This window comes from Neorhizobium sp. 05N33 (assembly GCF_056397445.1).
In genome coordinates, this window is record NZ_JBFTNK010000018.1 from 51,211 (window position 1) to 63,681 (window position 12,471).

9 protein-coding genes are annotated in these 12,471 nt (G+C 61.6%); 7 read left to right on the forward strand and 2 right to left on the reverse strand.

Annotated elements, in window-relative coordinates; genetic code table 11:
- Nucleotides 1–269 precede the first annotated feature (269 nt).
- Both AC1DLT_RS27600 and exoR read left to right on the forward strand, forming a co-directional pair.
- Nucleotides 270–1,505, forward strand: coding sequence for an OmpP1/FadL family transporter (locus tag AC1DLT_RS27600; RefSeq protein WP_477488851.1), 1,236 nt, complete (start codon nucleotides 270–272; stop codon nucleotides 1,503–1,505).
- 503 nt (nucleotides 1,506–2,008) lie between these two features.
- A complete protein-coding gene (gene exoR, locus AC1DLT_RS27605; RefSeq protein WP_405029347.1) occupies nucleotides 2,009–2,779 on the forward strand; it encodes an exopolysaccharide production regulator ExoR in 771 nt (256 codons plus the stop codon).
- Between the two features lie 27 nt (nucleotides 2,780–2,806).
- Here the strand turns inward: exoR and xth are convergent, their stop codons facing one another.
- Nucleotides 2,807–3,610, reverse strand: coding sequence for an exodeoxyribonuclease III (gene xth / locus AC1DLT_RS27610; RefSeq protein WP_477488852.1), 804 nt, complete (start codon nucleotides 3,608–3,610; stop codon nucleotides 2,807–2,809).
- Between the two features lie 84 nt (nucleotides 3,611–3,694).
- Nucleotides 3,695–4,024, reverse strand: coding sequence for an iron-sulfur cluster insertion protein ErpA (gene erpA / locus AC1DLT_RS27615; protein WP_477488853.1), 330 nt, complete (start codon nucleotides 4,022–4,024; stop codon nucleotides 3,695–3,697).
- A gap of 136 nt (nucleotides 4,025–4,160) precedes the next feature.
- On the opposite strand from erpA, the gene AC1DLT_RS27620 reads away from it, so the two are divergent.
- The 5 genes from AC1DLT_RS27620 (at nucleotide 4,161) to AC1DLT_RS27640 (ending at nucleotide 12,469) form a co-directional block, all read left to right on the forward strand.
- Complete coding sequence (locus tag AC1DLT_RS27620) at nucleotides 4,161–5,378, forward strand: deoxyguanosinetriphosphate triphosphohydrolase (protein ID WP_477488854.1); 1,218 nt, start codon at nucleotides 4,161–4,163, stop codon at nucleotides 5,376–5,378.
- Nucleotides 5,379–5,440: 62 nt separating this feature from the next.
- The gene (gene argS, locus AC1DLT_RS27625; protein ID WP_247035339.1) at nucleotides 5,441–7,198 is read left to right on the forward strand and encodes an arginine--tRNA ligase; all 1,758 of its coding nucleotides are present in this window, start codon (nucleotides 5,441–5,443) and stop codon (nucleotides 7,196–7,198) included.
- Between the two features lie 66 nt (nucleotides 7,199–7,264).
- Nucleotides 7,265–10,483: an SPOR domain-containing protein gene (locus tag AC1DLT_RS27630; protein ID WP_477488855.1), complete on the forward strand. Its 3,219-nt coding sequence runs from the start codon at nucleotides 7,265–7,267 to the stop codon at nucleotides 10,481–10,483.
- 78 nt (nucleotides 10,484–10,561) lie between these two features.
- Entirely contained in the window at nucleotides 10,562–11,578 is a 1,017-nt protein-coding gene (gene nagZ / locus AC1DLT_RS27635) for a beta-N-acetylhexosaminidase (RefSeq protein WP_477488856.1), read from the forward strand.
- A gap of 27 nt (nucleotides 11,579–11,605) precedes the next feature.
- On the forward strand, nucleotides 11,606–12,469 hold the full coding sequence (locus AC1DLT_RS27640; RefSeq protein WP_038542384.1) for a segregation and condensation protein A: 864 nt from the start codon (nucleotides 11,606–11,608) through the stop codon (nucleotides 12,467–12,469).
- The last annotated feature ends 2 nt before the right edge of the window (nucleotides 12,470–12,471 follow it).

Genomic DNA, 12,471 nt, shown 5'->3' on the forward strand with positions numbered 1-12,471 from the left:
TGTGTGCAACTGCTCACAAGCAGAAAGCCGTATTGTTGCCACATTGTCACAGGTAGCCGGCTTAAAATAATATAATTCCAATTTTAACGACCGCATTAGCGGAGAAAGAGTAATTTTGTGCCGAAATCGGCATCAAAGCCCCGGTTCCTGGTTTGCTTACGTAAATCTATAACGCGTTTGCGCCGCGAAGCGCCGGACAGCCGAAAGTTGTCAATCGGAGCGAACCATCTAGAGTGATTTCGGTCACTTACCAGGGAGTGGGAGATTTTATGGTAAGCAAACTAATCTCAAGGGGCGTCTTTGCTCTCGTAGCAGGATGCACCCTTCAGTCGCCTGCGCTCGCAGGTGGCATCGAGCGGGGCGGATACAATATCGATCTGCTTTTTGATCCGTCTCCGGTCGTGATCGAATCCACGGCTACCTTCGTGATGCCCCAGAGGAAGCTCAAGAACGTCACCGATACAAACGTGACGGATGGTTCACTCAACGCCCTGGGCTATTCCAACTCGGTGGAGGAGACGGAGGACTACTGGTCCCCACGTATCGGCGCCAAGGCGGGGTTCGAGGGTTTCGACTGCCTTGTCGATTACTCGCAGCCCTATGGCGCTCATACCAATCCAGGCTCCCGTTGGGCCGGTGCAAACCAGAACATCGAAACAAAGATCAACAGCGACAATTACGCGCTGACCTGCTCCTACAAATTCGATGCAGGCCCGGGACAACTTCGCGTTATCGGCGGTGCAAACTATCTCCAGATGGACGGCTTCAAGGAGCGCCTGGTCGTGGCGCCGGCAGTCTTCTCGCCGGCACCGGGCTCTGGTGTGGGTCGTCTAGATCTTGAAGGTGACGGCTGGGGCTGGCGGGCAGGTGTTGCCTACGAAATTCCGGAATACGCGCTCCGCGCCAGCCTGATGTACTATAGCCAGGTGAAGCTGAATAGCGTCACCGGCGAGGTTGACCTTACGAACCTTCCTGCGGCTCTGGGCGGTTTTGTCCCCGGCGCCGGCACAGTCATTCCGGTCGAAGGCTCGGCCACTATGCCGGAGGCTATCGAGCTCAAGCTGCAATCCGGCATCGCTCCCGATTGGCTCGCGTTCGGATCGGTCAAATGGACCAATTGGAGCGTGTTGCAGCGGATTCCGTTCTACAATAGCGGCCGGGAAGTCACCGCTCTTGAACTCGGATACCGGGACGGTTGGACGATTACCGGCGGCGTAGGCCACAAGTTCAACGAACAGTGGAGCGGGGCGGTTAGCCTGACATGGGATCGCGGGACGTCGCAGGGCTTTGGCTCCCTCACGGATACCTGGACTGTCGGCGCAGGTGTCTCCTACTCGCCGAACAAGAATGTTGAGCTTCGCCTGGCCGGCGTGCTTGGCATCCTGACCAGCGGCAGCTCAGGCGCCGTGGCCATCAACGGCATCCCCGCCGGCGACGAAGCAAGCTATCGCTTCGGCAACGATCTGGTCGCAGCGCTCTCGACTTCTCTGAAGGTCAAGTTCTGACTTCACTTGATTGAGGCTAGAAAGCCCGGTCGCGACCGGGCTTTTTTGTGGCGAATTTTAATTCAGCTGAGGAAGGTTTCGTCGCTTCTCTTGTGACGATTTGGCAACACTTTTTCGAGACTATTGTCAGGGCCCTTGAGAGGGGCGTTTCTGTCCACTTCCCGCCACAAACGGGGAGCAGCGATAGAGGAAGAACAGGCGCGGAACGCGGGGGCGGCGCGCGTAATTGGAGTATCATGGGCGGGTTTCTTCATGAAAAGCCGGGCTTTTTGCGCTCAGGCAGGCGGATTCTAATGCCGTCCTGTCCTGCCGCAATTGCCGCGGTTATGGGTCCTAGTCTTGCCGAAAACGGCAGCTACAGTTTCATTCGTCTCTCGGGAGGAGCAGGCGCGGGATATTCCCGGATAAATCTTGTTCCGGCAGCGAGCGATGCTCGGGCTGCGGCGGGTCGTCGCGCGCGGAGTGAAAGAAACTGAACCATGCCGAAGTGTGACATCGGATCCATGAGAGTATTGCTTCTTGGAGCGTCGCTCGCCTCGATTTTGGCGGGATCGGCTGCGGCCTTCGATATCAAGTCGGGCGTGACGAAAGAGTCCGGTCCCTTCGATCTCTTCAAGTTCGGCTTCAAGGCTTATAAGAACGGCCAGAAGGAAGATGCGGTCGAGGCCTATCGTTATGCCGCCGAGAAAGGCCATACCGGCTCGCGCTGGGCGCTTGCCAATATGTACGCCTTCGGCGACGGCGTCGCGAAGGACGATTTCGAGGCCTTCAAGATCTATAACGAGATCGCCGCGCAGGGCGTCGAGCCCGGTTCGGAAGATACCGGCTTCTTCGTCAACGCGCTTCTGTCGCTGGCCAACTATTATCGCCGCGGCATTCCCGGCAGCCCGATCAAGCCTGATCTTTCACAGGCACGGCAACTCTATTTCCAGGCGGCATCCACATTCGGCGTGGCGGAAGCCCAGTTCCAGCTCGCCCGGATGATTCTCGCAGGCGAGGGCGGTACCGCCAATATCCAGCAGGCGAAGAAATGGCTGAACCAGGCCCGCAAGAGCGGCCATGCGGGCGCCATGTCGGTTTTCGGCAACGTTCTCTTCCAGGAAGGCCAGACGGTGCGGGGGCTCGCCTTCATGACGGCGGCACTCGACAAGTGTACCGCCAAGGAATGTGTCTGGATGCAGCAATTGCAGGAACAGGCATTTTCGGTGGTCGGCGAAGAGGATCGCCGCGGCGCGGTCGCCCTGTCGCAGGAATTTGCCCGAGGCGTCGAATAACTGACGCCTCGCCGATCTTTCGGACGATCAGCCGAAATCGAACATGCCGATGACGGGCACGTGGTCCGACGGCTTTTCCCAAGCCCGCACATGTTTCTCGATCGCCGTCGATTTCAGTCTGTCTGCGGCTTCCGCCGATAGCAGAAGATGATCGATGCGGATGCCGTTGTTCTTTTGCCAGGCGCCCGCCTGATAATCCCAGAAAGAGTAGAGTTTGGTGGCGTCGGTCGTGGCGCGCACCGCATCGACGAGGCCGAGATTTTCGAGCCTGCGGAAAGCAGCGCGTGTCTGTGGCAGGAAAAGAGCATCCGTCGCCCAGGCGGCCGGATCGAAGCAGTCATGCGGCTCGGGAATGACGTTGTAGTCGCCGGCAAGGATCAGCGGCTCTTCGAGGAGAAGGCAGTTCTGCGCATGCAGACGCAGCCGCTCCATCCAGGCCAGCTTGTAGGGATATTTGACCGGATCGTTGGCTGGATTGCCGTTTGGCAGATAGATGGAGGCGACGCGGATCGCGCCGCCCGGTACCGAAAAGACGCCTTCGATGTAACGCGACTGCTCGTCCGTCTGTCCGTCCGGGCCTTCGCCGCCAGGCAGACCCCGCATCACTTCGTCGGGCCTGGTCTTCGACAGCAGCGCAACGCCGTTAAACCCTTTCTGGCCATGGGTCTCGACATGATAGCCGAGCGCCTCGATCTCCAGCCGCGGGAAGGTCTCATCGACGGACTTGATCTCCTGTAGGCAGACGATGTCCGGGGAGGAATCGGTTAGCCACTGACGCAGGTTGTCGATGCGCGCCTTAACGCCGTTGATGTTCCAGGTGGCGATCTTCATCGGCCCTTGCCTCCCACTGTTCGCTTTCTCTTTTAGCGAAAGAGGAAGCGTTGGGAAGGGCGAAGTGCGTGAGGAAGAACGTTATCAGATCGAGAAGCTGGTGCCGCAGCCGCAGCTGGCAACCGCATTCGGGTTCTTGATCTGGAAGGATTGGCCGAGCAGGTTATCGACGAAGTCGATCTCCGAGCCTGCCATATAGACGAGCGAGAGGCTGTCGATCAGCACTTTGGCATTGCCGTTGGCGATCACCACGTCGTCGTCCTCGGGCGCTTCGGCGAGATCGAACTTGTAGGAGAAGCCCGAACAGCCGCCGCCTTCGACCGAGACGCGCAGCGCTTGCTTGCCGGCTTCGTTGCCGACGATTTCGGCGATGCGCTTGGCCGCCGCATTTGAAAGAGTTACATTGGTTTCCATATTATCCGCCTCCTGCCGGGTTCAAGGCCCGGAGAGATTCCTGTCACCGGCATTGCGCACAGCTCCACTATAGGTATGAAGACGTGAAGGGCACGTCAATGGGCGGCAGGCGGCGGATGAACAAACAGGTGACGGCATGACGATCGATACCAGGGCGCTGGGTTTCGGCAGTGGCGAGCGCGCGGTCTACGCCGCCAACCCCTGGGCGTCGCGCGGGCGCCTGTTTCCCGAAGACGGCAGCCTGACGCGTTCGGAGTTCCAGCGCGACCGTGACCGGATCGTCCACACCACCGCATTCCGGCGGCTGAAGCACAAGACGCAGGTGTTCATCAGCCCTGACGGCGACCATTACCGCACCCGGCTGACCCATACGATCGAGGTGGCGCAGATCGCCCGTGCGCTTGCCCGCGCCCTGAAGCTCGACGAGGACCTCGCCGAAGGCGTGGCGCTGGTCCACGACTTTGGCCATACGCCATTCGGCCATACCGGCGAAGATGCGCTGGACGAGATGCTGAAGCCCTATGGCGGCTTCGACCATAACGCCCAGTCGCTGCGCATCGTCACCAAGCTCGAACGCCGTTATGCGGATTTCGACGGGCTCAATCTCACCTGGGAAAGCCTCGAAGGCCTCGTCAAGCACAATGGTCCGCTCCTCAGCGCCACCGGCGAAGGCACCCGCGGCCCCGTGCCGCAGCCGATCCGCGACTATTGCGAGCTGCATGATCTGGAACTCGCGAGCTATGCCAGCCTGGAGGCGCAGGTCGCGGCAATCGCCGACGATATCGCCTACAACACCCATGACATCGACGACGGGCTGCGCTCCGGCCTGTTGACCTTCGAGATGCTCGATGACGTGCCCTTCCTCGCCAAACTGATGGCGGAGGTGAGGGCACGTTATCCGCACCTTGAGCCGAGCCGTTTCGCCCATGAGATCATGCGCCGGCAGATCACTCACATGGTCGAGGACGTCATCGACGTGGCGCAGCACAACCTCGAGAAGGTGGATCCGCAGAGCGCCGCTGACGTCCGCTCCGCTGGGCATGTCATCGCCACCTTTTCTGGAGAGATGGCCGAGACCGACCGCTGCATCAAAAAGCTGCTGTTTTCGCGCATCTACCGGCATCCCGACATCATGCGCATCCGCGCCGGCGCCTCCCAGATCGTCTCGGATCTGTTCAACGCCTATATGAATGATCCGTCGCTGATGCGCAGCCACTATTGGGTCAATCACATTGCCGGGCTCGGCGAGACGGCGAGGGCGCGTCACGTGGGCGATTATCTCGCCGGGATGACCGATACCTTCGCGATCAAGGCGCATGGCGAGCTGTTTGACCAGACTCCGGATTTGCGCTAGGCACCGCCACCAATGACACTGGCCAGCAAGGGTCCTCGGGCATGTATCGGGGATGATTGAACATGAATCTTTTTGCCGACTTCGAAACAAGAATTAAGAACGCTTTGGAAAGCCTTGATATTATCAAGGAAAAGCGAAGCGAGCTTGATTTCGGCCGTATCGCAGTCGAGCCGCCGCGAGACCAGAGCCACGGCGATGTGGCGACCAATGCCGCCATGGTTCTGGCAAAGCCGCTCGGGACCAATCCGCGTGCGCTCGCCGATATCATCGCCGAAGCGCTGCGTTCGGATGCTGACATCAGCGAAGTTTCCGTGGCCGGTCCCGGCTTCATCAATATCCGGCTCGGTGCTCCCTACTGGCAGCGCCTGCTCGCCTCGATGATTGCCGAGGGCACGGATTACGGCCGCTCGACGGTCGGCGCCGAGAAGAAGGCGAATGTCGAATACGTCTCGGCCAACCCGACGGGCCCGATGCATGTCGGCCATTGCCGTGGTGCTGTCGTTGGCGATGCGCTGGCGAACCTGATGGAATTTGCCGGCTACGACGTGGCCAAAGAATATTACATCAACGATGCCGGCAGCCAGATCGATGTTCTGGCCCGCTCGGTCTTCCTGCGTTACCGCGAGGCTCTTGGAGAGACGATCGGCGAGATCCCCTCGGGCCTTTATCCGGGCGACTACCTCGTGCCGGTCGGGCAGGCCCTGGCGGAGGAATACGGTTCGCGGCTGCATAACATGCCGGAAGATGCCTGGATGCCGATCGTCAAGGACAAGGCGATCGACTCGATGATGGCGCTGATCCGCGACGATCTCGAAGCGCTCAACGTCCATCACGATGTCTTTTATTCGGAACGGACCTTGCATGCCAATGGCGCGCAGCGCATCCGCCAGGCGATCAACGACCTCACGTTCAAGGGGCACGTCTACAAGGGCACGCTGCCGCCACCGAAGGGTCAGTTGCCGGAAGACTGGGAGGATCGCGAGCAGACGCTGTTCCGCTCCACCGAAGTGGGCGACGATATGGACCGGCCGCTGATCAAGTCGGACGGCAGCTATACTTACTTTGCGGCCGACGTTGCCTACTTCAAGGACAAGTTCGACCGTGGTTACGACGAGATGATCTATGTGCTCGGCGCCGACCACGGCGGCTATGTCAAGCGCCTGGAAGCCGTCGCGCGTGCCGTCTCCGGCGGCAAGGCGAAGCTCACCGTGCTCCTCTGCCAGCTCGTCAAGCTGTACCGCAATGGCGAGCCTGTGAAGATGTCGAAGCGTTCCGGCAACTTCGTGACCCTTCGCGAAGTGGTCGACGAGGTCGGCCGCGACGCGGTGCGTTTCATGATGCTCTACAGGAAGAGCTCCGAGCCGCTCGATTTCGACTTCGCCAAGGTGACCGAGCAGTCGAAGGACAATCCGGTGTTCTACGTGCAGTATGCCCATGCGCGCTGCTCGTCGGTGTTCCGGCAGGCAAAGGAAGCGTTCCCAGGGCTCGATTTTGCTTCGCTCGACCTCAAAGGTTCGAGCAGCCTGATCAACGATCCGAATGAGATGCAGCTGGTTGCCAAACTTGCGGAATACCCCAGAATCATTGAGGCTGCGGCCCAGGCGCAGGAGCCTCATCGGCTTGCTTTTTACCTCTATGATCTGGCAAGTTTCTTCCATGCGCATTGGAATAAGGGTAAAGAACAACCGGAATTACGCTTTGTTAACGATAAAAACCGAGAATTGAGTATTGCCAGGCTTGGGCTGGTGCATGCTGTCGCCTCTGTTTTGAAGTCAGGACTTGGGATCACGGGCACTGCGGCACCGGAAGAAATGCGGTAAATATCGCCACCATTTCCCCACATTGCACTGGCATATGCGTTGTAATGTAGGTGAGTGGACGAGGTAATGGCCGATAACAACCTTGCGCGTAACCGGAATGATTTACCGGACTTCTTTGCCGATGATGATCCGCTGGCAGAACTCGCCCGCATCGTAGGCTACGACGATCTCCCCGTCGCTGCCAGGCCCGGATCGTCTTCCGCCGATACTTCAGCGTCTGGGCGGCGAGAGCCGGCATTCAATCTCGAAGACGAGCTCCTTCAGGAGTTCGAGCGCTATGATGCGCCGCGGCTCGATCCTATCCACGATATCGCGCTTGACGATGTGCCCCGGTCATTCGCCGAGCCTGCTTCCGATGCCGCAGTGGCTGCGCCGCCGGTAGAGCCGGAGGAACTGGAGTTCGTTCCGGCTGAGCCGGCCGCGATCGAACTGCCGCAGGCTTTTCTGCCGGCCGATAGTGCGATCAGCGAGCGCGGCGATCAGCTGTTCGGCGACGAAGAGCCGCCATTGGCGTTTGATGCCGTCGACGAGAGCGTGGCCTCCGATCCGATAGTCGAACCGGCTTTCGAAACCGCACGTGTGGAACCCGTCTTCGATCTGCCCGATTTTCCGACAGCTGGCGCGATGTCTCCCGCCACGTCGACAGAAGAGCCGGCGGAGGAATTCGATCTCGCGGCTGAGTTGGAAAACTCGATCGCGGCCGAACCGGTTGCTGCAGGCCAGCCCGAGGTGAGGTTCGAGCCCGAGGCGAAAATCGAGCCGGAGGTCCGGTTCGTGCCGCAAGCGACCTTCGAACCTGAAGCAGCCCCTGAACCTGAAGCAGCCCCGGAACCCGAGGCAGCTTTCGAGCCAGAGGCGAGATTTGAACCGGAGCCAAAGGCAGAGAGGGGCAAGGGCGCCTATATTCCTGGCTTCCGCATGCCGCTCACCAATTTCAGCGTAGCACGAGACGTTTCTGCAGCCTCTGCGCAGGCGGCTGTAATCCCTTCTCAGGCGGCCGCACCTGCACTGAACGAGTATGCTGTCGAGCCTCCGGTTCTGGACGATCTCCCGAGCCCGAAGATCGAGCCGGCACCGGCTGCCGAACTGCAGATTTCTGCAAAGACCTCGGAGGCGCAGGAACTGCAGCCTGCGCCCGTCGCGGCCACGTCTGTTACATCGACCGGTCAGAGTGCCGGTGCGTCGCAAAAGGATCGGTTCTCCGCGCTCGATGAACTGATCTACGACGTCCAGCGTTATACGCTGCCGACATCCAACGGGCAGCCGCTCGCGACCACTGTGGCGAACGCGCCCGAGCTTGCCGCAACGCCTGCTGTCGCACCCGCTGCGCCCGTGATTGCCAATGCGACGGTTGCCACGCCTCCGGTTGCCGAGGTGCCGTCTCTAGACGACAAGGATCCCTTCTCTGATGAGGAATTCGAGTTGGCGCTCGATGGCCTGGAACTCGACCTTGCCGAGATCGTCGTCGAAGAGACGCAGAAACATCCGGTTCAGGCGACGCCTGCGGCGGCGGCTGCTGTAAAGGCCGAACCTGCCGCCCCTTCGGCGACGCCGATCGCGCGCGTTGCGCCCGTCGCTGTGGCGGCACCGGTTGTAGAGACGCAGGTTGTCGAAGAGCCCGAATCCACGGCCGACCTGCCATTCGATCCGGCTCAGATTGCCGATTCCGAAGACCAGGTGGAGGCGATCGCCGAGCTCGACGTGCCGTCGCTGCCGGCAGAAGAGCCGGAACAGCCGCCGGCCTATCGTCCCGATTACGAACTCGACATCGATGCCGAACTTGCGACGCTGCTGGCAGCCCCCGGCAAGTCGGCCCCGGCGCCGGCGCGCAAGCCGGAGATCGATATCGCGCAGAAAGGCCAGCAGGCTGCTGCCGAAGCGAGCCATTCGCCGGCCTATACCGATCTCGACGATTTCGAGCGTGCACTGGAAGAGGATTTTCGCCGCAGCCTGACGACGCCCCTGCCGGCGGCGGAGCATGAGGAACTGCATTATTCCGACAGCGATTATATCGCGACGGTCGAGAACGCCCGCCGTTCCGTCCGCAGCTGGGCCATGCCGCTGGTTCTTGCCGGCGTCGTGATCCTTGGCGGTGCCGGCGCCTATGCGTTCTTCGGCAGCAGCGTTTCGAGTGTCGTTTCGGGCGGCGAACCGGTCATCATTGCCGCCGACAAAGAGCCGATCAAGATTGCGCCGGAAAATCCGGGCGGCAAGACCGTCCCCAACCAGGACAAGGCTGTCTACGATCGCGTCGCCGGCGTCTCGCCGAAGGATCCGAAGCAGCGCACGCTGATCTCCTCCAACGAGGAGCCGATCGACGTCGTCCAGAAGACCTTGATGCCCGATACGTTGCCGCTCGAAGGCGAGAACGATATCGAGCCGACCGATGTCGGCGAGACGGAGGATCCACGCCTCCTGCCGCAGGATCGGACTGCGCAAAACAATACCTCTGCTGAGCAGCAGCCGGTGACCGTCATGCCGCGCAAGGTCAAGACGATGATCGTCCGCCCGGACGGCAAGCTGGTCGAGCAGGAAATTGCAGCGCCGGCACTCGCCGCACCGGAAGCGCCGAAGCTGCCAGCCGCGGGCGCAAAGCCGGTCGAAACGGCGGCGGCGTTCCCCGCTAAGCTTCCGCCTTCCACGCCCGCCACACCGGCCCGTCCGCAACCCTCGTCGACCGTCTCGAATGCGGGTTCTTCCGGTGTCCTTCCGGTCTCCGCGCCAGCCAATCCGGCCGCTCCGGCAGAACACGTCAACGTGGTGAGAGCGAACCCGATCACGCCGGCCGTCGCGGCGGCTCCCGCCCAGCCGACCCCGGCTGCCGCGGCTCCGTCTCCGGCCGCCGCACAGGCTCCGGCACCCGTCGCTCCGGTTCAGGCCTCTGCACCGACATCGAAGGCTCCGGTACCGATCGCACGCCCGGCTGAGCAGCCGGTCAACGTGGTCGCTGCCGTCACGGATCAGGGCAATGTCCGCGCTCCCGGCCAGCAGACAGCAGCCGCTCCGGCGTCCGCATCGAACCAGGTCGCTTCGCTGGGACCGGGGGACTACGTGATCCAGATCGCCTCGCTGCCGTCGCAGGCGGAAGCCCAGAAGTCCTATCAGAGCCTGTCGGCCAAGTTCGGCAGCGTCATCGGTGGCCGGGGCGTCGATATCAAACCCGCCGAGATCGCCGGCAAGGGCACATTCTACCGCGTCCGTATTCTGGCCGGCGGCAAGAATGAGGCTGTGGCGCTCTGCGAACGGTATCGCGCCGCTGGCGGAACCTGCCTGGTCGGCCGGTAAGGATTGAAAGCGAAGAAATCGGACGGGGCGCCTGGCGCCCCGTTTTTCGTTGGTCCAGCAATGATCTAAGATCGAGCCATGAGCGAATCAAAAGCAATGATCCTGGGCTCCAGCGGCCCGACCCTCACCGCCGACGAAGTGGCGCTTTACCGGGATGAACGGCCCTGGGGCTTCATCCTCTTTGCCCGCAATTGCGTCGAACCGGCGCAGATCGCCGATCTCGTCGCATCCATGCGCGATGCTATCGGCCGCCCGGATGCGCCGGTGCTGATCGACCAGGAGGGAGGGCGCGTTCAGCGCATCCGTCCGCCGATGATTGAGCGTTATCCGTCCGCTGCGGTGCTTGGCGAATTCTACAGGCAGGATCGCGGCAAGGGGCTGAGGGCAACCTGGCTGATGTCGCGCCTGCATGCCTTCGACCTGATGAAATTCGGCATCAATGTCGATTGCCTGCCGGTGCTCGACGTGCCGATCGAAGGGGCGAGCAACGTCATCGGCGATCGCGCCTATGGTTTCGATCCGAAGACGGTTGCGGAATTGGGGCAGGCTGCCGCTGACGGTCTGAAGGCGGGCGGCATGCTGCCGATCATGAAGCACATGCCGGGCCATGGCCGCGGCATGGCCGACAGCCATCACGAACTGCCGGTGGTCACCGTGTCGCGCGCCGAGCTCGAAGCGCATGACTTCCTGCCCTTCGTCGCCATGAAGAACGAGTTGATGGCGATGAGCGCCCATATCGTCTTTACCGCCATCGACCCGGACGAGCCGGCGACCATTTCCCGCAAGGTGATCGACGAGATCATCCGCGGCCATATCGGCTTCGACGGGCTACTGATGTCCGATGATACATCGATGAACGCGCTGAAGGGCACGATCGGCGAGCGTGCGGCGAGAATCGTTGGGGGCGGATGCGATATTGTCTTGCATTGCAACGGCGTGATGGACGAAATGAAGGCCGTCGTGAAGGAAGCGATACCGCTTGGCGACGAAGCGCTACGGCGGGCAAGGGCGGTGGAGGCAGCCTTCGGCGTGGGCGACGGCTTGAGCGAGGAGGCGATCCGCGCGGAATTCCACAGTCTTCTCGCCGTCTCCTGACGGCTGTCGACAGGGCAAGGTTTGGGAATGGCCATAAATACATCGCAGGACGCCATTCCGATGGACAAGCTCTGGCAGGATGCCGGCGCCAACCGCGCGACCGACGATCCGGCGCTGGTGATCGACGTCGGCGGCTTCGAGGGTCCGCTCGACCTGCTGCTTCACCTTGCCCGCACCCAAAAAGTCGATCTCGCCCGCATCTCTGTCCTGGCGCTCGCAGAGCAATACCTCCTGTTCATCGATAGCGCCCGTCGGGTTCGCATCGAGCTTGCAGCCGACTATCTGGTCATGGCCGCCTGGCTTGCCTACCTGAAGTCCAAACTTCTGATCCCGCAGCAGGTCAAGGGCGGCGACGGCCCGAGCGGTGAAGAACTCGCTGCGACGCTCGCCTTCCGCCTGAAGCGACTGGAGGCGATGCGGGAGGCCGCGACCCGGCTGGTCAACCGCAACCGGCTTGGCCGCGACGTGTTTGCCCGCGGCGCGCCGGAACATATCCCGCACAATGTCGAATCCGCCTATGATGCGACGCTTTATGACCTGCTTGCGGCCTATGCCAACCTGCGCCAGCGCACCGCCGTCACCCAGGTGACGATCGAGAGGCGCAAGGTCTGGTCGCTGGTCGATGCCCGCGAACTCCTGACCCGCATGCTTGGCGAGGTCGCTGACTGGACGGCGCTGCAGCACTATCTCTTGCCCTATCTCCCGCCGGAGGATCGCGTCACGGCGACCGCCAGCGCCTTTGCCGCTTCGCTGGAACTGGTGCGCGAAGGCAAGCTTGAAATCCGACAGGACGGCGCCTTCCAGCCGATCTATTTGCGCAAGGGGCCTGGGCCGCATCAGCCGGCCTCGCCGCAACCCGTCACGGGAGGCGTTGTTGACGCCGCAGGATGACG